Annotated in this window: 25 protein-coding genes; 8 read left to right on the forward strand and 17 right to left on the reverse strand. The window is 67.5% G+C overall.

All coding sequences use genetic code 11. The features are described 5' to 3' along the window. Positions 1-20 precede the first annotated feature (20 nt). The 3 genes from C1704_RS12930 to petA are packed head-to-tail and all read right to left on the reverse strand — an operon-like array spanning position 21 to position 2890. Positions 21-800: a cytochrome c1 gene (locus C1704_RS12930; protein WP_104303141.1), complete on the reverse strand. Its 780-nt coding sequence runs from the start codon at positions 798-800 to the stop codon at positions 21-23. Positions 801-820: 20 nt separating this feature from the next. After that, entirely contained in the window at positions 821-2257 is a 1437-nt protein-coding gene (locus C1704_RS12935; protein ID WP_104303142.1) for a cytochrome b, read from the reverse strand. 36 nt (positions 2258-2293) lie between these two features. Beyond that, positions 2294-2890: a ubiquinol-cytochrome c reductase iron-sulfur subunit gene (petA, locus tag C1704_RS12940; RefSeq protein WP_104303143.1), complete on the reverse strand. Its 597-nt coding sequence runs from the start codon at positions 2888-2890 to the stop codon at positions 2294-2296. A 194-nt stretch (positions 2891-3084) separates the two neighbouring features. Here petA and mscL point away from each other — a divergent pair, with 194 nt between their 5' ends. After that, on the forward strand, positions 3085-3501 hold the full coding sequence (mscL, locus tag C1704_RS12945) for a large conductance mechanosensitive channel protein MscL (protein ID WP_104303144.1): 417 nt from the start codon (positions 3085-3087) through the stop codon (positions 3499-3501). Positions 3502-3680: 179 nt separating this feature from the next. After that, the gene (locus C1704_RS12950; RefSeq protein WP_104303145.1) at positions 3681-6167 is read left to right on the forward strand and encodes a DUF1631 family protein; all 2487 of its coding nucleotides are present in this window, start codon (positions 3681-3683) and stop codon (positions 6165-6167) included. Here the strand turns inward: C1704_RS12950 and pdxA are convergent. Continuing rightward, positions 6145-7191: a 4-hydroxythreonine-4-phosphate dehydrogenase PdxA gene (gene pdxA, locus C1704_RS12955; RefSeq protein ID WP_104303193.1), complete on the reverse strand. Its 1047-nt coding sequence runs from the start codon at positions 7189-7191 to the stop codon at positions 6145-6147. The two genes, C1704_RS12950 and pdxA, sit on opposite strands and share 23 nt — an antisense overlap. Positions 7192-7373: 182 nt before the next feature. Here pdxA and C1704_RS12960 point away from each other — a divergent pair, with 182 nt between their 5' ends. From C1704_RS12960 to C1704_RS12980, 5 genes are all read left to right on the forward strand, one after another. Then, positions 7374-7784, forward strand: coding sequence for a hypothetical protein (locus C1704_RS12960; RefSeq protein ID WP_104303146.1), 411 nt, complete (start codon positions 7374-7376; stop codon positions 7782-7784). Between the two features lie 46 nt (positions 7785-7830). Next, positions 7831-8814, forward strand: coding sequence for an acrylyl-CoA reductase (NADPH) (gene acuI, locus C1704_RS12965; RefSeq protein ID WP_104303147.1), 984 nt, complete (start codon positions 7831-7833; stop codon positions 8812-8814). A gap of 117 nt (positions 8815-8931) precedes the next feature. Then, entirely contained in the window at positions 8932-11235 is a 2304-nt protein-coding gene (locus tag C1704_RS12970) for an NADP-dependent malic enzyme (protein WP_104303148.1), read from the forward strand. 77 nt (positions 11236-11312) lie between these two features. Beyond that, positions 11313-12947: an MFS transporter gene (locus C1704_RS12975; protein ID WP_419186803.1), complete on the forward strand. Its 1635-nt coding sequence runs from the start codon at positions 11313-11315 to the stop codon at positions 12945-12947. Positions 12948-12950: 3 nt separating this feature from the next. Further along, positions 12951-13361: an SET domain-containing protein gene (locus tag C1704_RS12980; RefSeq protein WP_104303150.1), complete on the forward strand. Its 411-nt coding sequence runs from the start codon at positions 12951-12953 to the stop codon at positions 13359-13361. Positions 13362-13367: 6 nt separating this feature from the next. On the opposite strand, the gene C1704_RS12985 is transcribed toward C1704_RS12980, so the two are convergent. Continuing rightward, entirely contained in the window at positions 13368-14489 is a 1122-nt protein-coding gene (locus C1704_RS12985) for an ABC transporter substrate-binding protein (protein ID WP_104303151.1), read from the reverse strand. Between the two features lie 208 nt (positions 14490-14697). Continuing rightward, a complete protein-coding gene (locus C1704_RS12990) occupies positions 14698-15447 on the reverse strand; it encodes a Nif3-like dinuclear metal center hexameric protein (protein WP_104303152.1) in 750 nt (249 codons plus the stop codon). Between the two features lie 54 nt (positions 15448-15501). Here C1704_RS12990 and C1704_RS12995 point away from each other — a divergent pair, with 54 nt between their 5' ends. Next, positions 15502-16656 (forward strand): Do family serine endopeptidase, encoded by a 1155-nt coding sequence (locus C1704_RS12995; RefSeq protein WP_104303153.1) that lies wholly within the window; start codon positions 15502-15504, stop codon positions 16654-16656. A 6-nt stretch (positions 16657-16662) separates the two neighbouring features. Here the strand turns inward: C1704_RS12995 and tatC are convergent, their stop codons facing one another. The 11 genes from tatC to hisB form a co-directional block, all read right to left on the reverse strand. After that, positions 16663-17460 carry a twin-arginine translocase subunit TatC gene (tatC, locus tag C1704_RS13000; RefSeq protein WP_104303154.1) on the reverse strand — a complete coding sequence of 266 codons (798 nt, stop codon included), beginning with the start codon at positions 17458-17460 and terminating at the stop codon, positions 16663-16665. Next, entirely contained in the window at positions 17457-17954 is a 498-nt protein-coding gene (gene tatB, locus C1704_RS13005) for a Sec-independent protein translocase protein TatB (protein WP_104303155.1), read from the reverse strand. The genes tatC and tatB overlap by 4 nt, the downstream gene beginning before the upstream one ends. Before the next feature lie 36 nt (positions 17955-17990). Beyond that, entirely contained in the window at positions 17991-18224 is a 234-nt protein-coding gene (gene tatA / locus C1704_RS13010) for a Sec-independent protein translocase subunit TatA (RefSeq protein WP_104303156.1), read from the reverse strand. A gap of 36 nt (positions 18225-18260) precedes the next feature. Then, positions 18261-18608, reverse strand: a complete 348-nt coding sequence (locus C1704_RS13015) for a histidine triad nucleotide-binding protein (protein ID WP_104303157.1) — start codon at positions 18606-18608, stop codon at positions 18261-18263. A 4-nt stretch (positions 18609-18612) separates the two neighbouring features. After that, a complete protein-coding gene (locus tag C1704_RS13020; RefSeq protein ID WP_104303158.1) occupies positions 18613-18999 on the reverse strand; it encodes a DUF4870 family protein in 387 nt (128 codons plus the stop codon). 32 nt (positions 19000-19031) lie between these two features. Further along, positions 19032-19406, reverse strand: coding sequence for a phosphoribosyl-ATP diphosphatase (locus C1704_RS13025; protein ID WP_104303159.1), 375 nt, complete (start codon positions 19404-19406; stop codon positions 19032-19034). A 5-nt stretch (positions 19407-19411) separates the two neighbouring features. Continuing rightward, on the reverse strand, positions 19412-19801 hold the full coding sequence (gene hisI, locus C1704_RS13030; protein WP_104303160.1) for a phosphoribosyl-AMP cyclohydrolase: 390 nt from the start codon (positions 19799-19801) through the stop codon (positions 19412-19414). Positions 19802-19840: 39 nt separating this feature from the next. Then, positions 19841-20602 carry an imidazole glycerol phosphate synthase subunit HisF gene (gene hisF, locus C1704_RS13035; protein WP_104303161.1) on the reverse strand — a complete coding sequence of 254 codons (762 nt, stop codon included), beginning with the start codon at positions 20600-20602 and terminating at the stop codon, positions 19841-19843. Positions 20603-20613: 11 nt separating this feature from the next. Then, positions 20614-21360, reverse strand: a complete 747-nt coding sequence (hisA, locus tag C1704_RS13040) for a 1-(5-phosphoribosyl)-5-[(5-phosphoribosylamino)methylideneamino]imidazole-4-carboxamide isomerase (protein WP_104303162.1) — start codon at positions 21358-21360, stop codon at positions 20614-20616. Between the two features lie 101 nt (positions 21361-21461). After that, positions 21462-22106: an imidazole glycerol phosphate synthase subunit HisH gene (hisH, locus tag C1704_RS13045; RefSeq protein ID WP_104303163.1), complete on the reverse strand. Its 645-nt coding sequence runs from the start codon at positions 22104-22106 to the stop codon at positions 21462-21464. Between the two features lie 11 nt (positions 22107-22117). After that, a complete protein-coding gene (gene hisB, locus C1704_RS13050; RefSeq protein WP_104303164.1) occupies positions 22118-22723 on the reverse strand; it encodes an imidazoleglycerol-phosphate dehydratase HisB in 606 nt (201 codons plus the stop codon). Positions 22724-22726 lie beyond the last annotated feature (3 nt).

Here is a 22726-nt window from a genome sequence, read left to right on the forward strand (position 1 = left end):
GCCAGCGTCTCACCCCAGGGTCATTTCACGTCTTTCCAGTACGCAGCGTTCAGGCGCCAGGCAATGAAGGTGAAGCCTGCCAGGAAAATGAGCACCCACACGCCGAGACGGACGCGCTGGTTCTGCACGGGCTCCCCCATCCATTGCAGGAAGGCCACGAGATCGGCGATGGCCACGTTGAACTCGGCCTCGGTCATCTTGCCCGGCGTGATCTGCTCGAAACCGGCAAAGACCTGCACGGTCTTGGTGGGATCGTGCGGGTCGGGCTGCTCGGTGTAGCGAGCGGCACGCTGGCCCTGCAGCTCCCACATCGCGTGGGGCATGCCCACACTGGGGAAGGCGAGGTTGTTCCAGCCGGTGGCCTTGGTCTCGTCGCGGTAGTAGGTGCGCAGGTAGGTGTAGAGGTAGTCAGCCCCGCTGCCCTGACCAGGCGCCGAACGTGAGCGGGCGATCAGGGTCAGGTCCGGCGGGTTGGCACCGAACCACTCCTTGGCCAGCTTGGGGTCGATGGCGGCCTTCATGGTGTCGCCCACCCGATCGGTGGTGAACATCAGGTTGTTCTTGATCTGCTCTTCGGTGAGGCCGATGTCGCGCAGTCGGTTGTAGCGCATGAAGGCCGCCGAGTGGCAGTTCAGGCAGTAGTTCACGAAGAGCTTGGCGCCATTCTGCAGTGCGGCCATGTCCGTGACACGTTCCTTGGGGAACTTGTCCCAGGGGATGCCGCCACCGGCCGCATGGGCCGAGGACAGACCGAAGCTCAGAGCCAGCGCAGCCAGCAGCGTTTGGATCATCTTTTTCATGTTGGCGGACTCCAGCGGGCTCAGTGGGCGGCGAAGGTCACACGCTCAGGCACCGGCTTGAACTCACCCATGCGCGACCACCAAGGCATGAGCAGGAAGAAGGCGAAGTAGCTCAGCGTGAGGATCTGCGACGTGACGGCCGCGATGTCGACCGCCATGCCCATGACCTGGGGCGTGCCCCACACACCGGGCGGCTTCACGCCGAGGTAGCCCAGGACCAGGAAGCCGAACACGAAGAAGCCGTAGACGTACTTGTGCCAGTCGGGACGGTAGCGGATGGACTTGGCCGGGCTGCGGTCGAGCCAGGGCAGGAAGAACATGATGACCACCGCGCCACCCATCACGACCACGCCCCAGAACTTGGCGTCGAAAGCCTTGAGCAGGCCGGCGGCCACCAGCGCGCCGACGATCACCGCCAGCTTGCCCTTGCCGCTCAAGCCCCCCTTGAGCACGGCCAGGATGGCACCGATGGCGATCAGACCAACCAGCACGTTCACCATCACATCGGTGGTGGCACGCAGCATCGAGTAGTAGGGCGTGAAATACCACACCGGGGCGATGTGCGCGGGCGTCTTGAGCGGATCGGCCGGGATGAAGTTGTTGTACTCCAGGAAGTAGCCACCGAACTCGGGCGCAAAGAACACCACGGCCGAGAACAGCAGCAGGAAGACGCTCAGAGCGTAGATGTCATGGACCGTGTAGTACGGGTGGAAGGGAATGCCGTCCAGCGGACGCCCCTTCTCATCCTTCTTGGCCTTGATCTCGACACCATCGGGGTTGTTCGAGCCCACTTCGTGCAGCGCGATGATGTGCGCCACCACCAGACCCAGCAGCACCAGCGGAATGGCGATGACGTGGAAGCTGAAGAAGCGGTTCAGCGTGGCATCGGACACGACATAGTCGCCGCGGATCAGCAGGGCCAGGTCAGGACCGACGAAAGGCACAGCGGCGAACAGGTTGACGATGACCTGAGCCCCCCAGTAGGACATCTGGCCCCAGGGCAGCAGGTAGCCGAAGAAGGCCTCGGCCATCAGGCACAGGAAGATCGCGCAGCCGAAGATCCACACCAGCTCGCGCGGCTTGCGGTAAGAGCCGTAGAGCAGGCCGCGAAACATGTGCAGGTACACCACCACGAAGAAGGCCGAGGCCCCGGTGGAGTGCATGTAGCGGATCAGCCAGCCCCAGGGCACGTCGCGCATGATGTACTCGACCGACGCGAACGCGAGTTCGGCATCGGGCTTGTAGTGCATCACGAGGAAGATGCCGGTGACGATCTGGATCACCAGCACCACGAGGGCCAGCGAACCGAACACGTACCAGAAATTGAAGTTCTTGGGCGCGTAGTACTCCCCGACGTGCTCGTTGTAGAGCTTGGAGAGCGGGAAGCGGTTGTCGACCCAGTTCAGCAGCTTCTGGGCGGCGGTGGCGTCGGCGGGAGCTTCTTTGTATTCAGCCATGGGGTGTCACCTAGTGCTTGTACGTCCGTCGGGGGCTCAGGCCTGCTTGTCCTCGCCGATCAACAGCTTGGAGTCCGACAGGTACATGTGCGGCGGCACTTCCAGGTTGTCCGGGGCGGGTTTGTTCTTGAACACACGCCCGGCGACGTCGAACGTCGAGCCATGGCAAGGGCACAGGAAGCCTCCCTGCCAGTCGTCAGGCAGCGAGGGCTGGGCACCCGGTGTCAGCTTGGAGATGGGCGAGCAACCCAGGTGCGAGCAGATGCCCACGCCCACGAAGATCTCAGGCTTGATCGAGCGATGCTGGTTGCGCGCGTACTCGGGTGTGGGGTACTGGGTGCGAAGCGACTGCGGATCAGCCACCTGGCTCTCCGTGTGGTCCAGGGAGGCCAGCTGCTCAGGCGTGCGACGCATGATCCACACCGGCTTGCCGCGCCATTCCACGGTGATCATCTCGCCCGGCTGCAGGGTGCTGATGTCCACTTCCACCGCAGCGCCAGCGGCGCGCGCGCGCTCGGACGGCTGGAAGGTGCTGACGAACGGGATGGCGGTGGCCACACCACCGACGGCACCGGCGCCACAGGCAATGGCAACCCAGGTGCGGCGGCTTTTGTCCACTTGCTGATCACTCATGGGGGATCCTCGGATAGCACTTCTTGGTTGGGGGCAACCCGCGATTCTAGCGGACTGGACTGCGCCCCAGCCAGCCCCCAGGGCCGCGCCGGCGTGCGCCAGCCGCGCAGGCCGATTGAAGCGGCCGCACACTTGGCCTTTGAGGGGGTCAAAGGCATACTGGGTCTGAGCGCACACCCAACCGGGAGACACACATGGGGTTCATGTCTGAGTTCAGGGAGTTTGCCGTCAAGGGCAATGTCATCGATCTGGCCGTCGGGGTGATCATCGGAGGGGCCTTCGGCAAGATCGTCGATTCCATCGTGAGCGACATCATCATGCCTGTGGTGAGCACCGTCTTCGGCGGCCTGGACTTCTCCAACTACTTCATCCCTCTGGCAGGCCAGACAGCCGAAACACTGGTCGAGGCCAAGAAGGCCGGCGCCGTCTTTGCCTATGGCAGCTTCATCACGGTGGCGCTGAACTTTCTGATCCTGGCCTTCATCATCTTTTTGATGATCAAACAGATCAATCGCCTCAAGCGCCAAAGCCCACCCCCGCCCCCAGCACCGGCCGCCCCGCCCGAGGACATCGTGTTGCTGCGTGAGATCCGGGACGCGTTGAAGAAGTAACCAAAAGTTACGCGCCGTTGCGGGCGCGTTGGCTCGAAATCCAGGCGCCGGGGCGGCGCCTGTGCTTTTTTCCGCACGCCCTCCCGGCGCGGGCCCGGTCCGGGCGACTCCCGGCCCACGGCCTGGCCTTGGGAGGCGGTTTTCGGGCCATACTGTTTCCACGTGCAACAGCAGGCCCCATGACTCTGCCCGACCCGCGACTCCACGCCGCCATGCAGGCGGCTGTCCAGAGGATTCTCAACACCGCGTCGTCCACCGCCAGCCGGGTGGTCGACGCGTTGGGCATGCTCGCGCTGTCGGCCAAGAGCAATGCGCAACGTCAGGCCTACATGTCGGCGCAGTTCGACCTGCAGCGCAAGCTCTCGGCCTTCAACATGACCTTCACGTCGGTCCTCAATGAAAAGGTGGCGCAGGAAATCACCCCGCGGGTGAGCGGGCGCAGTCTGGCGAGCACCGACTGGTCCACGCTGAGCCTGGTGGGTGACAGCGAGGTCGAGGAGGAGGTCACGGCCCACCGCCTCGGCCTGGAGATCGAGCACGAATGCGAGTGGGAGTTGCGCGAGCTGGATGCCTACATGGGATCGCTGCTCGGTCTGGGCCGGCCCGATCCGGAGCGCAATCCCATCCGCCCGGACATCATCGGCAAGGCCCTGTTCCGCAGCATCGAGGCGGTGACCCCCGAGGCCGCCGTGCGCAAGACGCTGGCTGGTGAACTCGGGCACGGCTTGGCCAAGTCCATGCGTCAGTGCTACGGAGCCATCGTGGCCGATTTCAGCGCACGGGGCATCCAGCCGGTCGGTCTGGCCGTCCGCAGCCATGCCATCTCGGGCACGGGTGGCGTGACGTCTCCCGGGGTCCCACTGCGCAACACCGGGCCCGGGGCTCTGACCGACCAGCGACAGGCCGCCCAGGCGCTGAGCGCCCTGTTCGGCATGCCCACGCCCGCAGGCTTCGGCCCCAGCGGCCCGGGATCGCTGGGCAGCGGAGCCGGCGGGCTGGCCAGCACGCTCGACCAGTTAAGCCGCGCCCCCGCGCCGGGCGGCCGCCCGGCACCGGCGTCACCCGCCGCCGATGCGCAGATGCTCGACGTGATCCGGCGCCTGGCCTACCTCACCAGCGGCCCGGGGGGGTTGGAGGGCCCCGCCTCAGGCCCCGGGGGCTGGAGTGCCAGCGGGATGCCGGCGGGAGCGGCCGGCGGCATGGGGACTTCAACGGCGCCGGGCGGGCTGCATTCGGGTCTGAGCGGCTTGATGGCGGTGAATCTGATCCGCGCGCATCGCGACGAATTGATGCGTGCCAGCACCGGGGCGCTCGATCACATGGTGATCGACATCGTGGCCTCGCTGTTCGACCAGATTCTGTCGGACCCGAAGGTGCCGCCGCAGATGGCGCGCCAGATCGCTCGCCTGCAGCTGCCGGTGCTGCGGGTGGCGCTGAAGGACGTGCAGTTCTTCTCCTCGCGCAGCCACCCGGTGCGCAAGTTCGTCAACCGCATGGCCTCGGTGGCCTGTGCCTTCGACGACTTCGACGAAGGCTCCGGCAAGCGCTTCATGAGCCTGGTGCGCGAGCTCGTGCAGCAGATCGTCGAAGGTGACTTCGATCAGATGGATCTCTACGAGGGCAAGCTGCGAGCCCTCGAAGCCTTCGTGCAGGAACAGGCTCAGGACGAAGCCCAGGCCCATGCCGAAGCCGTCGCACTGCTGGCCAACAAGGAAGCCCAGCTGCGCATCGTGCACCGGCACGAGATGCAGGTTCAGGGGGCCCTCGCATCCATCGGCGTGCACGACTTCATCCGCGACTTCCTCGTGAAGGTGTGGAGCCAGGTGGAGGTGGAGGCGACGATGCGCTACGGCGCCCAGGCCGACACCACCAAGCGCATCCGCCGCGCCGGGCGCGAGCTGGTGATGTCGGTGCAGCCCAAGGCCACACCGGCCGATCGCAAGCAGTTCATCCTGGCCCTGCCCCAGATGATGAAGACGCTGAACGAGGGCCTGGCGCTGATCCACCATCCCGAGGATCAGAAGAAGGCCTTCTTCGGCGAGCTGCTGCCGCTGCATGCCCAGTCGCTCAAGGGCCAGCCCCTCACCGACTTCCAGATGCGCCAGCTCGACACGCACCTGCAGGCGCTGGACAAGCTGGTGGTGCCTACCGCGGAGGACGTGCCGGCCACCGAGATGCCGGCTGCCGTGGCAGCCCCGGAAACGAATTTCTCACCCGCCGAGGCCCAGCAGATCGGTCTGGTGGCCGAAGAGGCCATCGACTGGGACGGAAAGATCGACATCGACCTGAGCGCCGCCGGGAGCGACCCCGCCGCCCAGTCCGACCTGGACATCAATCTCGATGGCCTGGAGCCCGAGATGCGTCCCGAGCAGCCCACCCAGGGCATCGCGCTGGTGCAGCATGTGCAGGCCGGCGTGGCCTACCAGATGCACATGGACGGCCAGTGGAAGAAGGTGCGCCTGAACTGGGTGAGCCCGGGACGGACCTTCTTCATCTTCAGCCACGGGAAAAAGCACCAGACCATCGTCTCGATGACCGGGCGCATGCTGACCAAGATGTGCGAGACGGGCCGCTTCCGCGCCTTTGAGCAGGCCTATCTGATCGAGCGCGCCGTGGCGCGCGCGCGCAAGCAGCTCGCCGAACTCACCGCGAACAGCCAGCGCTGAGCCGGCGCGCCATCCGGGCCGCCGCGATCAGGCTGGAGGGGTCGGCCCGCCCCGTGCCGGCCAGATCGAAGGCCGTGCCATGGTCGGGGCTGGTGCGGATGAAGGGCAGGCCCAGCGTCACGTTCACGCCCTGCTCCACCCCGAGATACTTCACCGGGATCAGGCCCTGGTCGTGGTACATCGCCACCACGACATCGAACTCGCCCGGATGCCCCGGTGCATGGCGGGCCCGCATGAAGACCGTGTCGGGCGCGCAGGGGCCGCGGGCATCGATGCCTTCGGCGCGCGCCGCCTCGATGGCCGGCGCGATGTGGCGGATCTCCTCGTCGCCGAACAGCCCCCCCTCGCCGGCGTGCGGGTTGAGGCCAGCCACGGCGATGCGAGGCTGCGGTTGCCCCCACAGCGCCGCGCTGCGATGCGCGATGCGGATCGTCTCCAGCACCGATGGCATCGTGACCCGCTCGATGGCCTCGCGCAGGGGCACATGGATGCTCACGAGCACGGTCCTGATTTCGTCGTTGGCGAGCATCATGCGCACGGGGGGCGGCGGCTCGCCGGGGCCGGCCGCTTCGGCCTGCAGAAGCTCGGTGTGCCCGGGATAGGGTTCGCCGGCCGCCGCCAGCGCCTCCTTGTGCAAAGGGGCGGTCACCAGGGCCACCACCTCGCCGCGCCGAGCCCAGGCCATGGCTTCGCGCACGCATCGCGCAGCCGCAGCGCCAGCTTTCGCATCCACACGCCCCATCGGCAGGCTCGCCAGGCCCTCGGGCAGCCCCTGGGGCTGCAGCACGGGCACCCCCCCGGGTGGCATCGTGACCGCTTCGCCCGGACGCTCGATCTGCACCACGGGCACGCTGCATCCGATGCACGCCAGGGCCCGGCGCATCACCGCCACATCCCCCACCACGAAGCCGCCAGGCACGGCACCACGCGTCAACGCCATGGCCAGGATCTCCGGGCCGATACCACAGGGGTCGCCCAGCGTCAGGGCCAGGGGTCGCAGGGGGTGGAGATCACGGCTGGACATGTCCGCATTGTGAACCGCCGCCGGAAACAGCATGGGAGTTGTGCGATGCAGCACGCCGCCCCCCCCTTAGGGGGGAGCAACTTGACAGGGGGTTTTGTGGTCCCATCTGCACTTCCGTCTGACGCCCATGCCAGCGGCGCCTGATCGCCGCAAGGCGTTCTCCTGTCCACGATGTTCCGACCATGCCTGACCACAGCCACCTTGCCCGCATCCGCTTCCCGGATGGCCTGACCCTGCTGGGCCTGTACGACGCCCGTGCCGACAGCGTCATGCCTTCTCTGGTGCGTCCCATGCCGGAGATCACTGGCGACTGGGAGCACTGCCACGTCCAGGGACCGGGCTGCCGCGACCGCTACGAACGCGCCCATCGCGCCCAGCATGGCTGCGCGCCGTCCGAGCGCATGGCGCGGCTGTGGCAAGGTGCCATGGCCTTGGGCCAGGGCGGCCAGAGTCTGCTGGAAGAAGCGCTGGAGTGGCAGGAGCACACCGAACCCGTGCAGGTGGAGGTGCCCGCCTGCGGTGCCGCCTGGCGCTCGCATGCCGACCGCTACCGCCTGGCCCTGGTGGGGGTGCTCGAGCCCGTGACGCACTGAGCCACGGTTTGGGCGAAGATCGGGACTCCACACGAGGAGACCCCCGATGTTCAAGGCCCTGCTGCTGACCCAGGAGAACAAGCAGACCCGTGCTGCGCTGACCGATCTGGACGACTCGCAACTGCCCGAGGGCGAGGTCACCGTCCGCATCGAGTACTCGACCCTGAACTACAAGGACGCCCTGGCCGTGACCGGCCGTGGCGCCATCGTGCGCACCTGGCCCATGGTGCCCGGCATCGACCTGGCCGGCACGGTAGAGGCCAGCAGCAACCCCGCCTGGAAGCCCGGGGATCCGGTCGTCGTGACCGGCTGGGGGCTGGGCGAGACCCACTGGGGTGGCCTGGCGCAGATGGCCCGACTGAAGGCCGGCTGGCTGCTGCGTCGTCCCGAGGCCTACACCGCGCGGCAGTCGATGGCGATCGCCACCGCCGGCTTCACCGCCGCGCTGTGCGTGATGGCCCTGCAACGCCATGGCCTGCGGCCCGGTGACGGCGAGGTGCTGGTCACGGGCGCGGCCGGCGGCGTGGGCTCGGTGGCGGTGGCCCTGCTGGGCAGCCTGGGCTACACCGTGGTCGCCTCGACCGGCCGCCCCCAGGAAGCCGACTACCTGCTCGGCCTGGGCGCCGCACGCTGCGTCGATCGCCAAGAGTTCACCCAGCCCGGCAAGCCGCTGCAGAGCGAACGCTGGGCCGGCGTGGTCGACACCGTGGGCAGCCACACGCTGGTGAATGCCTGCGCCTCGACCCGCTTCCATGGCGCCGTGGCCGCCTGCGGCCTGGCCCAGGGCGCCGACTTTGCCGGCACGGTGATGCCCTTCATCCTGCGGGGCGTGACGCTGTACGGCATCAACAGCGTCTTCATCGACAACGACACCCGCCGCCAGGCCTGGGCTTTGCTGGCGAACCATGTGCCGGCCGAACGGCTCGAAGGGATGACGCAGGAGATCGGCCTGTCCGAGGTGATCGACTTCTGCCCTCGCTTGCTGGAGGGTCAGGTGCGCGGCCGCACGGTGGTGGACGTCAACCGCTGAGTGGACAGCCGGGCTGCAAAACACCTGCAACTTTTTTTGCAGGGATGGCCGCCCGCCACCGGCGTACGCTCACGCCCCCGGTGCATCGATGCATGCACCCGAACGAAGGAGAACCTCATGGCGCCCAAGACCCCGCTGTCGCCCGCTGAACAGGCCCTGCGCGACGCCGCGCTGGAATACCACCGCAGCCCGGTGCGCGGCAAGATTGCCGTCGCGCCCACCAAGCCGCTGTCCAACCAGCGCGACCTGTCGCTCGCCTACTCGCCCGGCGTGGCCTATGCCTGCCTGGCCATCGAGGAGGACCCGACACTGGCCGCCGAGTACACCTCGCGCGGCAACCTCGTCGGCGTGGTCACCAACGGCACCGCGGTGCTGGGCCTGGGCGACATCGGCCCGCTGGCAGGCAAGCCGGTGATGGAAGGCAAGGGCTGCCTGTTCAAGAAGTTCGCCGGCATCGACGTCTTCGACATCGAGCTGGCCGAGCGCGACCCGGACAAGCTGGTGGACATCATCGCCGCGCTCGAGCCCACGCTGGGTGGTGTCAACCTTGAGGACATCAAGGCGCCCGAGTGCTTCTACATCGAGAAGAAGCTGCGCGAACGCATGAACATCCCCGTCTTCCACGACGACCAGCATGGCACGGCCATCATCTCGGCCGCTGCCCTGCTCAACGGCCTGGAGCTGGTGGGCAAGCGCATCGGCGAGGTGAAGCTGGCCGTCTCGGGCGCAGGGGCGGCGGCCATCGCCTGCCTGGACCTGATGGTGGAACTGGGCGTGAAGCGCGAGCACATCTTCGTGTGCGACTCTAAGGGCGTGATCCATGACCGGCGCGAAGACAAGCTCGACGCGTCCAAGCAGCGCTACGTGCAGAAGACCGAGGCGCGCACCCTGGCCGATGCGGTGCGGGGTGCCGACGTCTTCCTCGGCTGCTCGGCCCCCGGCGTGCTCACGGCCGAGATGGTGAAGACCATGGCCGACAAGCCCATCATCCTGGCCCTGGCCAACCCCGAGCCCGAGATCCGCCCGGAAGTGGCCAAGGCGGCGCGGCCCGACTGCATCATCGCAACAGGGCGCTCGGACTACCCCAATCAGGTCAACAACGTCCTGTGCTTCCCCTACATCTTCCGCGGCGCGCTCGACAGCGGCGCCACGCGCATCACCGAGGCGATGAAGGTGGCCTGCGTGCGCCAGATCGCCGACCTGGCCAAGGCCGAGATCAGCGACGAGGTGGCCTCGGCCTATGCCGGGCGTGAGCTGCGCTTCGGGCCCGACTACCTCATCCCCACCCCCTTCGATGCCCGCCTCATCCTGCGCATCGCGCCGGCAGTGGCCCAGGCGGCGGCCGACTCCGGCGTGGCCACCCGCCCCATCACCGACCTGGACGCCTACCGCGAATCGCTCACGCGCTTCGTGACCCACACCGGGCTCTTCATGCGCCCCGTCTTCCAGGCCGCCAAGGCCGCGCCCCGGCGCATCGCCTACGCCGAAGGCGAAGACGAGCGGGTGCTGCGCGCGGTGCAGGTGGCGCTGGACGAAAGGCTGGTGCAGCCCATCCTCGTGGGCCGACCGCACGTGATCCAGATGCGCCTGGAGCGCGCGGGCCTGCGCCTGCAGGCCGGCCGCGACTTCGAGGTGGTCAACCCCGAGGACGACCCCCGCTTCCGCCAGTACTGGGAGACCTACCACCGCCTCAAGGCGCGCGACGGTGTGACGCCCGAGATGGCCAAGGTGGCCCTGCGGCGCTCCAACACGCTGATCTCGGCCATGATGGTGCACCTGGGCGATGCCGACGGCATGGTCTGCGGCCTGGTGGGCCGCTACGAGGCCCACCTGGAGCACGTGCGCGACCTCATCGGCCTGAAACCCGGCGCCAGCGGCTTTGCCGCGATGAATGCGCTGATGCTGGACAAGCACACCCTGTTCATCGCTGACACCTTCGTCAACGAGGACCCGGACGCCGCCACGCTGGCCGACATCGCCGTGCAGGCCGCCGATGCCGTGCGCCGCTTCGGCCTGCCGCCGCGTGTGGCCTTCCTGTCGCACTCGATGTTCGGCTCCAGCACGCGCCCCTCGGCCCGCAAGATGCGCGCGGCACGCGACCTCTTCGTGCAGCGCCGCCCGGACGTGGAAGCCGACGGCGAGATGCATGGCGACGCCGCCCTGAGCGAGTCGGTGCGCGAGGGCTACCTGCCCGGCTCCACGCTGCACGGTGCAGCCAACGTGCTGGTGCTGCCCAACCTCGATGCCGCCAACATCCTCTTCAACGTGCTGAAGATGACCGGCGGCCAGGGCGTGACGGTGGGCCCCATCCTGCTGGGTGCCGCCGCGCCGGCCCACATCCTCACGCCCTCGGCCACGGTGCGCCGCATCGTCAACATCACCGCGCTCGCGGTGGCCGACGCCAACGCACGCACCGGCTGAAAGACCGACCGCCCTTGTGCGAGGCTCCGGCCCGGGCCACGCACGCCGGGCCGGATTGGGGCATCATCGGGTTTGCCTTGAATCCGCCCAACGCCCCTCCTCCGCCTGCTGCCCCGGCCACACCCGTGGTGTCGGCCTCCGCCTGGGCCCCCCTGTCCCAGCCCGTCTTTCGCATGCTGTGGGTCACCTGGCTGGTGGCCAACACCTGCATGTGGATGAACGACGTGGCCGCGGCCTGGCTGATGACCACGCTCACAACCTCGCCTGCGCTGGTGGCCCTGGTGCAGACGGCGTCCATGCTGCCCGTCTTCCTGCTGGGGCTGCCCAGCGGGGCGCTGGCCGACATCCTCGATCGGCGGCTCTTTTTCATGGTCACCCAGTTCTGGGTGGCCGGCGTGGCGGTGGTCACCTGCCTGCTGGTGCTGGGCGGCGGGATGACACCGGCCTTGCTGCTGGCGCTCACCTTCGCCAACGGCATCGGCCTGGCGATGCGCTGGCCGGTGTTCGCGGCCATCGTGCCCGAGCTGGTGCCGCGCCTGCAGCTGCCGGCGGCCCTGGCGCTCAACGGGATCGCGATGAACGGCTCGCGCATCATCGGCCCGCTGCTGGCCGGGGCCATCATCGCAAGCCTGGGCAGCGCCTATGTGTTCGTGCTCAATGCGCTGCTGTCCGTGGCCGCGGGTTTCGTGATCTTCAAGTGGAAGCGCGAGCGCACCGTCAGCGCCCTGCCCGGCGAGCGCTTCGTGGGTGCCATCCGCGTGGGCTGGCAGTACGTGCGCCAGTCCACCCGCATGCATGCGGTGCTGGTGCGCATCGCCCTGTTCTTCCTGCAGTCCACCGCGGTGCTGGCCCTGCTGCCCCTCGTGGCGCGTGGCCTCGACGACGGCGGGGCAGGCACCTTCACCCTGCTGCTGGCCGCCATGGGCAGCGGCGCGGTGGTGGCGGCCGCCCAGCTGCCCCGGCTGCGCGCCCGTTTCAACCGCGACCAGCTCGTCAACCGTGGCTCGGTGGTGCAGGCTGCGGCGACCGTGATCCTCGCGTTCGCGCCCAACGTCTGGGTGGCCGTGCCCGCGATGTTCATCAGTGGCATGGCCTGGATCACCGTGGCCAACACCCTCACCGTGGCCGCGCAGCTCGCCTTGCCCGACTGGGTGCGCGCCCGTGGCATGTCGATCTACCAGATGGCCTTGATGGGCAGCGCCGGCGCCTCGGCCGCCTTGTGGGGCCAGGTGGCCAGCTGGACCAGCGTGCCCATCAGCCTGATCGCGGCGGCCGTCATCGGGCAGGCCCTGCTGGTCTGGGCGCGGCGCATGCTCATCGAAGGCGGCGCCGAGGAGGACCTCACCCCCTCGCAGGCCTGGAAGCCCCCGGTGACCGCCACGCCCATCGATCCCGATGCCGGGCCGGTGCTCGTGACCATCGAATACCAGATCGACCCCGCCCGGGCCGAGGCCTTCCGTGCGGTGATGCAGGAAAGCCGCCGCAGCCGCCTGCGCCATGGGGCCCTGGCCTGGGAGCTGTTCCGTGACGTGAACGATCCGGGCCGCTATACGGAGTACTTCATCGACGAGTCCTGGGTGGAACATCTGCGCCGTTTTGACCGCGTCACGGCGGCAGATGTGCATCTGCGCGAGCGGCGCCTGGCTTTCCATCTTGGTGATCAGCCCCCACGGGTCACACGACGCATCGCCGAGACCCTGGAACCCCACTGAGCCATGCACAACGCCCAGAAGTACGCCGTGATCGTCGCGGCCAGCCGCATCGACGGTCGCGGTGTCTTTGCCGCCGAGCCCATCCCACCCTACAAGAAGATCGGGGAGCTGCGCGGTGAGTCGATCAGCGTGTCGGAAGCGCGGCGCCGCGTGCGCGGCCTGCAGCGCATCATGATGGTGGAGGTGTCGGACCGCAAGGCGATCGACGCCTCGACCTCCAGCGACCCGATGCGCTTCACCAACCACTCCTGCCAGCCCAACACGGTGCTGCGCATCCGTCAGGGCCGGGTCGAGTTCTACGCGCTGCGGGCCATTGCCCCAGGCGAGGAACTCACCGCCAACTATGTCGAGACCCACCATGCGGGTGGCATGGTGTGCCGATGTGGCGCACCGAATTGCGTCGGGCGCCTCTGAGCTGCCTCACTGCACCAGCTTCCCGCCGGCTCCGATCATCGCGAAGTCCACATAGCGTGAGCCGGTGCGCCCGTCCTGGCTGAAATCGAGCACATAGCCCCCCACGTCCAGGTCGTTCAGGCTGGCCAGCGTGGCGCTCACGGCCTCGGCTGTCAGGCGGGGGCTGCGCTCCAAGGCACGCACCAGGGCCTTGGCGGCAATGAACCCTTCGATGGAGCGGGCCGAGAGATCCGGGTCCTTCGACGCTTCGCGCAGGCTCAGGTACTCGCGCACCACCGCGCGGTCATTGCGGCTGACCAGTGGCAGCACGACCGAGAACGCGTAGCCGCGCGCGCGATCCGGCCCCAGGGCCTTCAGCAGCGCATCGGTGTCGATGATGGACATGCCGTACATCGTGCCCTGCCCTCCTGCCTCGCCATACTGCTTGACGAACTGGATGGCCGCAGCCGTCGTCGCCCCCAGAAAGATCGCCTGAGGATTGGCCTTGACCAGCTGCTGCACCGCCGCGCCCACGTCCGTGGTGTTGCGCGGGTAGGACGCCTGCGCCACGAGGGTGATGCCATGCGTGCGAGCTGCGGCCTGTGCGCCCGTCAGCACGTCCTGGCCCAGGCCGTCGTCCTGATAAACCAGGCCCACGCGGCTCACGCCCACCTGAGACAGCTGGCGGAACAGCCGGCCGATCTCATCGTGGTAGCTGGCCTTCACCACATGGATGCCCTGGGCCTGGGCCACCGATGCGGCGCCTGACACGCCACCCACCATGGCGGTGCGGCTGCGCACGAGCACCCCATCCTTCGCCAGGGCCTCCAGGTTGGTCGTTCCCACCGTGCCCAGCAGGGCCACCGGCGCATCTTCGGCGATCATCGCCTTGACCAGGCGCACCGTGTCCTCGGCCTTCTGGGCGTCGTCACGGGTCACGAAGCGGATGCGCTGGCCCTTGACGCCCCCACGCGCGTTGACCGCATCGATGTAGAGCTTGGCTCCGGCATGAATCGCCCGGCCGGTGACGGCCTGCGGCCCACTGAACGGGGCCACCTGGCCTACCACGATCTGGGCCTGGCTGGCCGCTGCGGCCGCCCACAGACCCAGCGCGGCCAGGCCGCGCACCATCCAACGCTTGCTGCTCATCTGAAACTCTCCCGGGTGAGGAACCACAACACGCCCGCCAGTCGTGCCGGCAAAGCGCGCGGATTCTAGGAGGAGATCAGGGTTAACCCTTGGGTTCTGTGCGAACCCAGGACGCACCCCCAAGAATCAGGGGCGAAGGTGTGCGCCAGTTCACAGGTTCCCCCGCCGATCGGTGCGTCAAACGCACATTCGTTCGGAAAACCCTGATTCAAGCCGGGTTGTCGATGTCGATGAACTGATGGTCCAGCGCAAAGCGTTCGGCCACCGCAGCCCCGAGGGCCGCCACGCCATAGCGCTCGGTGGCGTGGTGGCCGCAGGCGAAATAAGCCACCCCGGTTTCCCGGGCGTAGTGGGCCTGGGGTTCCGAAATCTCGCCGGTGAGGAAGGCATCGGCACCGGCTGCGATGGCCGCCTCGAAGAAGCCCTGGGCCCCGCCGGTGCACCAGGCCACGCGGCGGATGGGTCGCCCATCCCCTTCCACCACCACCGGCGCGCGGCCCAGGCGGTATTGCAGCAAGGCCGTGAGCGCCGCGACCGTGAGCGGCTGGGCGGGTGCGCCCAGGAAGCCCAGATCCTGGTCGCCGAAGCGGCCGTCCGGTGTGAGCTTGAGCTTCAGCCCCAGCTGGGCGTTGTTGCCCCATTCGGGATGGGCATCCAGCGGCAGGTGGTAGGCATAGAGGTTGATCTCCTGGGCCAGCAGCCGTTGCAGGCGGCGCTTCATCCAGCCGGTGACGCGCCCGTCCTGACCGCGCCAGAACAGGCCGTGATGCACGAGGATGGCATCGGCCCCAGCCTCGGCGGCCGCTTCGATCAGTGCCAGGCTGGCGGTCACGCCGCTGACGATCTTGCGAATCTCGCTGCGGCCCTCAACTTGGAGACCGTTCGGCCCATAATCACGGAAGCGATCCGCCTCCAGCAGGACCTGAAGCTGTGTGCTCAACTCGTCGCGGTGGATCATCTCGCTGGCCTCCCCTTCCCACCCCGGGGCCCCGGGGTGTCCTTCACTCACTGTATGCGCAGAACCTGGCTGATTTTCTCGCAAGCCGTCACGGTCGCGGTGGCCGTGCTCTTCGTCGTGGCCACCCTCAAGCCTGAATGGCTGCGGCGATCCCCTGGCAGTGTCATCCCCACCATCACCATCACCGAGACCCCGGTCATCCTGGGCCAGGATCACGCCCCTGGCAGCCTGGCACCCGCAGCCAAGCGTGCCTCGCCCTCGGTGGTCAACATTGCCACGAGCAAGGCACCGACGCGCAATCCGCACTTCAACGACCCGTGGTTCCGCTTCTTCTTCGGCGACCAGGCCGACAACCAGCCCCAGACGGGCCTGGGCTCGGGCGTGATCGTCGCCCCCGAGGGCTACCTGCTCACCAACAACCACGTGGTCGAAGGCGCCGATGACATCGAGGTGAGCCTGGCCGATGGCCGCAAGGCCAGCGCCCAGGTCGTGGGCACCGACCCGGACACGGATCTGGCGGTGCTCAAGATCGACCTGCCGGACCTGCCGGCCATCAGTTTCGGAGATGCCTCGGCCCTGCAAGTGGGTGACGTGGTCTTGGCCATCGGCAACCCCTTCGGCGTGGGCCAGACGGTCACCTCGGGCATCGTCAGTGCCCTGGGGCGCAACCAGCTGGGCATCAACACCTTCGAGAACTTCATCCAGACCGACGCCGCCATCAACCCCGGCAACTCCGGCGGTGCCCTGGTGGATGTGGCAGGCAACCTGATGGGCATCAACACGGCCATCTACTCACGCTCCGGCGGCAGCATGGGCATTGGCTTCGCCATCCCTGCCACCACGGCGCGGCAAGTGATGGAAAGCCTGATCCGCGATGGACGCGTCACGCGGGGCTGGATCGGGGTGGAACCCCAGGATCTCACGGCAGAGCTTGCGCAGACGTTCAATCTGCCGATCCGCGAAGGCGTGCTCATCACCGGCGTGCTGCAGGGAGGACCGGCCCAGCAGGCAGGGGTGCGTCCGGGCGATGTGGTGGTGGCCGTGGCGGGTCAGGCGGTGGCCAACACCGCGCAGCTGCTCAATGCCGTGGCGGCCCTGCGTCCGGAAAGCACGGCCACGATCACGGTGCAGCGCGCCAACGAGCGCCTCGAGCTGCAGGTGCAGGTGGCGCAGCGGCCGGCCTTGCAACGCACCCGCGGCTCCCGCTGACGCACGCTATTTGGCGGCGAGGTCTTCTTCCGCGTCGGGCGCGCGGGTGTGCTTGGCAAAGAACTGAGCCGCCCACAGCCCGGCCTCGTAAAGCAGGCACATCGGGATGGCCAGAGCCAGCTGAGAAATCACATCAGGTGGCGTGACGATGGCCGCGATGATGAAGGCCAGCACGATGAAGTAGCTGCGGAAGCTCCTGAGCTTCTCGATCGAGACCACGCCCATGCGCACCAGCACCACCACGACGATAGGCACCTCGAAGGTCAAACCGAAGGCCAGGAACATCGTCAGCACGAAGCTCAGATAGGCCTCGATGTCGGGCGCCGCCGTGATGCTCTTGGGCGCAAAGCTCTGGATGAAGCTGAAGACCTGCCCGAACACGAAGAAGTAGCAAAAGGCCACACCCAGCAGGAAAAGCAAGGTGCTGGAGACCACCAGCGGCAGCACGAGCTTCTTCTCGTGCGAGTACAGCCCCGGCGCCACGAAGGCCCAGACCTGATAGAGGACGTACGGCAGCGCGATCAGGAAGGCCGTCATCATCGTGATCTTCAGCGGCACGATGAACGGCGAGATCACGTTGGTGGCGATCATCGTCGAGCCCTGGGGCAGATGCGCCACCAGCGGGGCGGCGAGCATGTCGTACAGGCCCGAAGGGCTGGGCCAGAAAAAGAGCACGCCGAACACGATGCCCACCGCGATGAGCGAACGGATCAGTCGGTCGCGCAGCTCGATCAGGTGGGAAACAAACGGTTGCTCGGTCCCGTCCAGTTCGTCGGGACGGTCCTGCTTGGGATCCTGGCTCACGGGCCTGCCTTGGAGGAAACACGCGGAGGCCGGAAGCGGGCCACGCGCGCCGCGCCGGACTGTACCCTGGTGCGCACGCCGTGGCGCTGGCGGTACCACTGAGGCACGGCGCCGCGCTTGACACGCCAGTTCTTGCCGGGATGCTTGTACTGCGGCGGCGGCGCTTCCCAGCCGACGCCCGGGGACGAACTGCCACCCGCCGCGGACGTGGCCTCGGACCAGGCTTTGTCAAACTCGCCAGAGACGGCATTGACTTCCTGCGAGACCGTCTGCTCCATGTTGCGGGCCGCGTCCTCGAACTCGGTCTTCATCTTCTTGAGCTCTTCGAGCTCGATCGAGCGATTGACCTCGGCTTTCACATCGGCCACATAGCGCTGCGCCTTGCCCAGCAGGTGGCCCACCGTGCGGGCGACCTTGGGCAGCCGCTCGGGGCCGATGACGATGAGCGCCACCGCCCCGATCAGGGCCAGTTTGTCGAAGCCGAAATCAATCATGGACGCAAGCCGTCACGACACCCGCAGGGGCTGATTTCAGGACTTGGTCTTGGCTTCGACGTCGATGGTGCCGGCGTCCTGGGTCTTTTCGGCCGTGACCTGCTGAGACGGCGCGGCGGCCTCACCGCTGCTGCCGTCACGCATGCCATCCTTGAAGCCCTTGACCGCGCTGCCCAGGTCAGAGCCGATGTTCTTGAGCTTCTTGGTGCCGAACACCAGCACGACGATCAACAGCACGACCAACCAGTGCCAGATGCTGAAGGTACCCATGATGTACTCCTAGAGGGGAAACTTGATTCTACGGCCTCAGCCCGTACGCCATGGGCGAGGGCCGCCCAGGATATGGACATGGAGGTGATAAACCTCCTGGCCGCCATCCGCGCCGGTGTTGATCAGGGTTTTGAACCCGTTGCCGGCCCCTTGTTCCTGGGCCAGGCGCGGCGCCAGCGTCAGCATGCGGCCCAGCAGGGCCTGGTGCTCGGGCCCCACCTCCCACAGCGAGGGCACGTGCAGCTTGGGGATGATCAGGAAATGGATGGGGGCATGCGGCCGGATGTCGTGGAAGGCCAGCAACTCTTCGTCCTCGTAGACCTTCTTCGAGGGGATCTGGCCGGCAACGATCTTGCAGAAGATGCAGTGGGGGTCGTGACTCATGGGATCAGGTCGGCAGGGGCATGGGCTTGCGGTCGTTCAGGGCCAGCCAGCCCCGCACCACGCGATAGAGGAACCAGATGGAGATCACGCACCAGGCGATCCAGCCCGGCACCAGGAACAGCAACCACAGCGGCGCCGTGACGAGGTACAGGCCCGCCGCCCACAGCACGCTGCGGATGCGCCAGCGGAAATGCGACGCCTGCCAGGTGCCGGCCGCATCGTTGCGCTTGATGAGGTCGAGGATGAAAGCCGCCACCAGCAGCAGCACACTGGGCTGGAAGGACGGGATCACTGCCCCCACGGCCACGATGGCGTGCAGCGCGTAGCTGATGTGGCCGATGGTGCGCAGCGAATCGTCGTTGCGGTCAGCGACGCCGAAGATCTCGCTCATGGGTGAATGCTCGCGGGGGTCGGACGGGGAGCTCATGTGCCGGACTCCTCTCGTTCGCGGGCACGACGCGCCGCGAATTCCTCCAGGCCCGACAGGCCCTCGCGGCGCTGCAGTTCGGCCAGCACGTCGGACGGCTTGAGTCCGAACTGCGCCAGCGCCACCATGGAGTGGAACCACAGGTCGGCCACCTCGTAGACGATCTTCTGCGCATCGCCGTCCTTGGCCGCCATCACAGTTTCGGTCGCTTCCTCGCCCACCTTCTTCAGGATGGCATCGGTGCCCTTGTGGAACAGGCGCGCCACATACGAGGCGTCGGGATCGCCGCCGCGGCGCGACTCGATGACTTCGGCCAGGCGCGCGAGCACATCCTGGGACAAGGCAGAGGCCGGGGCAGACGGGGCGTTCATCGCACTCATTTGTAGATGCTTGCCGGGTCTTTCAAGACCGGATCGACGCTGACCCAGGCATCGTCGCGCAAAACCTGGAAGAAGCACGAGTGCCGGCCGGTATGGCAGGCGATGCCCGGCTCGTGCCCCAGCTGGGTGACGCTGAGCAGCACGACATCGGCATCGCAGTCCAGGCGGATCTCATGCACCTTCTGGATGTGGCCGGATTCCTCGCCCTTGTGCCACAGCCGCCCGCGCGAGCGGCTCCAGTAGACGGCCTCGCCGCGGCGTGCCGTCTCGGCCAGCGCCTCGCGGTTCATGAAGGCGAACATCAGGACGTCCTTGGTGTGCGCCTCCTGGGCGATCACCGGCACGAGGCCGTCCCGGTCCCATTTCACGTTGTCGAGCCAGTTCATCAGGACAGTGTAGCAACCGGGGATGACACCGGTGCGAGCCTAGAGACGGACCGGGATTCCCCGTGATGCCATCAGGGCCTTGGCCTGGCCCACCGTGTACTCGCCGTAGTGGAAGATGCTGGCCGCCAGCACCGCGTCGGCCCCGCCTTTCTGGATGCCGTCGGCCAGGTGCTCGAGATGGCCCACGCCGCCCGAGGCGATCACCGGCACACTCACCGCGTCGCTCACGGCCCGCGTCAGCGCGAGGTCGAAGCCACTCTTGGTGCCGTCGCGGTCCATGCTGGTGAGCAGGATCTCGCCAGCGCCGTGCTCGGCCATCTGCCGTGCCCAGGCCACGGCGTCCAGGCCGGTGTTCTTGCGTCCGCCATGGGTGTAGACGTCCCAGCCGTTGCCATCGGCCCGAGCCTTGGCATCGATGGCCACCACGATGCACTGCGCCCCGTACTTGGCCGAGGCGTCGCGGATGACCTGGGGGTTGGCCACGGCCGCCGAGTTGAAGCTGACCTTGTCGGCCCCGGCATTGAGCAGGCGGCGCACATCGTCCACCGTGCGCACGCCGCCGCCCACCGTGAGCGGGATGAAGACCTGGGCGGCCACCGCCTCGATGATGTGCAGGATGAGGTCGCGGCCATCGCTGGTGGCGGTGATGTCGAGGAAGGTAAGTTCGTCGGCGCCCTGCTCGTTGTAGCGCGCCGCGATCTCGACCGGGTCGCCGGCATCGCGCAGTTCGACGAAATTGACGCCCTTGACGACGCGCCCGCCGGTGACGTCCAGGCAGGGGATGATGCGTTTGGCCAGCATGGGTCTGTGCTTCAGGCGCCGCCGTTGAGTTCGTCGGCGCGCTTCTGGGCCTGCGCAAAATCCAGCTCGCCGCTGTAGATGGCCCGGCCGCAGATCACCCCCTCGACGCCCTCGTCCTCGACCGCGCACAGCCTCTCGATGTCGGCCAGGTTGCTCAGCCCCCCCGAAGCGATCACCGGGATGCTCAGGGCCTGGGCCAGCTTGACGGTGGCGTCGATGTTGATGCCGGTGAGCATCCCGTCGCGGCCGATATCGGTGTAGATCACCGCCTCGACACCATAGTCCTCGAACTTCTTCGCCAGATCGATCACCTCATGGCCCGAGAGCTTGGACCAGCCGTCGGTGGCCACCTTGCCGTCCTTGGCGTCCAGGCCCACGATGATGTGGCCACCGAAGGCGCTGCAGGCGTCCTTCAGGAAGCCGGGGTTCTTCACCGCGGCCGTGCCGATGATGACGTAGCTCAGGCCGTCGTCGAGGTAGCGCTCGATGGTGTCGAGGTCGCGGATGCCGCCGCCCAGTTGCACGGGGATCTCGTCCCCCACCTCGGCCAGGATGGCCTTGATGGCGGGCTCGTTGACCGGCTTGCCGGCGAAGGCACCGTTCAGGTCCACCAGATGGAGGCGGCGCGCTCCGGCATCGAGCCAGCGGCGCGCCATCGCGGCCGGGTCTTCGCCGAAGGTGGTGGAATCGTTCATGTCGCCTTGCTTGAGGCGCACGCACTGGCCGTCTTTGAGATCGATGGCGGGGATCAGCAACATAGCCGAGGTCGAGTGGGTGGGGTGGAGGCGGGATGGCGCGGGAGGATGAGGGCGCGGGCACCGGGGGGATGCACGTGCGACGGAAACGGTCTCGGGCGGTGTCAGGGCTTCCAGCTCAGGAAGTTGCGGTACAGGGCCAGGCCGTGGTCGGCGCTTTTCTCGGGGTGGAATTGCGTCGCGAAAATATTATCCCGGGCCACCGCACAGGTAAAGCGCACCCCGTACTCGGTTTCCCCGGTGCTGTGGGCCGCATCGGCCGGGCGTGCATAGAAGCTGTGCACGAAGTAGAACCAGGCGCCGTCGGGCACGCCGGCCCACATCGGGTGGGGCCGGGCCTGCAGCACCTGGTTCCAGCCCATCTGCGGCACCTTGTAGCGGCTGCCATCGGGCTGGATCCGGCCCTCGAGCTGGAAGCGCACCACTTCGCCGGGAATCAATCCCAGGCCGTCGGTGGGCCCCTCCTCGCTGCGCGACAGCAGCATCTGCATGCCCACGCACACGCCCATCAGCGGCTTGTGGGCGGCCGCGTGCAGCACGGCCTCCTGCAGGCCGGACTCACGCAGCTCGCGCATGCAGTCGGGCATGGCGCCCTGGCCGGGCAGCACGACGCGCTCGGCGGCGTACACCTCTTCGGGGCGCGAGGTGACGATCACCTCCAGGCCGCAGCCCTGCGCCACATGGAGCACCGCCTGCGACACCGATCGCAGGTTGCCCATGCCGTAGTCGACGACAGCAACGGTGGCCATGGTGCGCGTGCTCAGAGGGAGCCTTTGGTGGACGGGATGACGCCGGCGCTGCGCGGGTCGAGTTCGAGCGCCGCGCGCAGGGCACGCGCGAAGGCCTTGAAGACCGTCTCGCACTGATGGTGCGCGTTCACGCCCTTGAGGTTGTCGATGTGCAGCGTCACCAGGGCATGGTTGGCAAAGCCCTGGAAAAACTCGAAGGTGAGCTGGGTGTCGAAGCCGCCGATCATGCCGGCCGTGAAGGGCACCTCCATGTGCAGCCCCGGCCGGCCGGAGAAGTCGATCACGACGCGCGACAGCGCCTCGTCCAGCGGCACATAGGCGTGGCCGTAGCGACGGATGCCCTTCTTGTCGCCCACGGCCTTGGCGAAGGCCTGACCCAGGGTGATGCCCACGTCCTCCACCGTGTGGTGGCCGTCGATGTGCAGGTCGCCCTGGCACTCGATTTCGAGGTCGATCAGCCCATGGCGGGCGATCTGGTCGAGCATGTGGTCGAAGAAGCCGATGCCGGTGTTCAGCTTGGCCTGGCCGCAGCCGTCAAGGTTGACGGCCACGCGGATCTTCGTTTCGTTGGTGTTGCGCGTGACGTCGGCGACGCGCGGCGTGGCAGTGGTGCTCATGGT

Origin of the sequence: Caldimonas caldifontis (assembly GCF_002930615.1) — a bacterium.
GTDB lineage: Bacteria > Pseudomonadota > Gammaproteobacteria > Burkholderiales > Burkholderiaceae_C > Caldimonas > Caldimonas caldifontis.

Coding starts and splice junctions, on each gene's coding strand:
- C1704_RS12930 (WP_104303141.1), bottom strand. CDS start 800: ATGAAAAAGATGATCCAAACGCTGCTGGCTGCGCTGGCTCTGAGCTTC.
- C1704_RS12935 (WP_104303142.1), bottom strand. CDS start 2,257: ATGGCTGAATACAAAGAAGCTCCCGCCGACGCCACCGCCGCCCAGAAG.
- petA (WP_104303143.1), bottom strand. CDS start 2,890: ATGAGTGATCAGCAAGTGGACAAAAGCCGCCGCACCTGGGTTGCCATT.
- mscL (WP_104303144.1), top strand. CDS start 3,085: ATGGGGTTCATGTCTGAGTTCAGGGAGTTTGCCGTCAAGGGCAATGTC.
- C1704_RS12950 (WP_104303145.1), top strand. CDS start 3,681: ATGACTCTGCCCGACCCGCGACTCCACGCCGCCATGCAGGCGGCTGTC.
- pdxA (WP_104303193.1), bottom strand. CDS start 7,191: ATGTCCAGCCGTGATCTCCACCCCCTGCGACCCCTGGCCCTGACGCTG.
- C1704_RS12960 (WP_104303146.1), top strand. CDS start 7,374: ATGCCTGACCACAGCCACCTTGCCCGCATCCGCTTCCCGGATGGCCTG.
- acuI (WP_104303147.1), top strand. CDS start 7,831: ATGTTCAAGGCCCTGCTGCTGACCCAGGAGAACAAGCAGACCCGTGCT.
- C1704_RS12970 (WP_104303148.1), top strand. CDS start 8,932: ATGGCGCCCAAGACCCCGCTGTCGCCCGCTGAACAGGCCCTGCGCGAC.
- C1704_RS12980 (WP_104303150.1), top strand. CDS start 12,951: ATGCACAACGCCCAGAAGTACGCCGTGATCGTCGCGGCCAGCCGCATC.
- C1704_RS12985 (WP_104303151.1), bottom strand. CDS start 14,489: ATGAGCAGCAAGCGTTGGATGGTGCGCGGCCTGGCCGCGCTGGGTCTG.
- C1704_RS12990 (WP_104303152.1), bottom strand. CDS start 15,447: ATGATCCACCGCGACGAGTTGAGCACACAGCTTCAGGTCCTGCTGGAG.
- C1704_RS12995 (WP_104303153.1), top strand. CDS start 15,502: ATGCGCAGAACCTGGCTGATTTTCTCGCAAGCCGTCACGGTCGCGGTG.
- tatB (WP_104303155.1), bottom strand. CDS start 17,954: ATGATTGATTTCGGCTTCGACAAACTGGCCCTGATCGGGGCGGTGGCG.
- tatA (WP_104303156.1), bottom strand. CDS start 18,224: ATGGGTACCTTCAGCATCTGGCACTGGTTGGTCGTGCTGTTGATCGTC.
- C1704_RS13015 (WP_104303157.1), bottom strand. CDS start 18,608: ATGAGTCACGACCCCCACTGCATCTTCTGCAAGATCGTTGCCGGCCAG.
- C1704_RS13020 (WP_104303158.1), bottom strand. CDS start 18,999: ATGAGCGAGATCTTCGGCGTCGCTGACCGCAACGACGATTCGCTGCGC.
- C1704_RS13025 (WP_104303159.1), bottom strand. CDS start 19,406: ATGAACGCCCCGTCTGCCCCGGCCTCTGCCTTGTCCCAGGATGTGCTC.
- hisI (WP_104303160.1), bottom strand. CDS start 19,801: ATGAACTGGCTCGACAACGTGAAATGGGACCGGGACGGCCTCGTGCCG.
- hisF (WP_104303161.1), bottom strand. CDS start 20,602: ATGCTGGCCAAACGCATCATCCCCTGCCTGGACGTCACCGGCGGGCGC.
- hisA (WP_104303162.1), bottom strand. CDS start 21,360: ATGTTGCTGATCCCCGCCATCGATCTCAAAGACGGCCAGTGCGTGCGC.
- hisH (WP_104303163.1), bottom strand. CDS start 22,106: ATGGCCACCGTTGCTGTCGTCGACTACGGCATGGGCAACCTGCGATCG.
- hisB (WP_104303164.1), bottom strand. CDS start 22,723: ATGAGCACCACTGCCACGCCGCGCGTCGCCGACGTCACGCGCAACACC.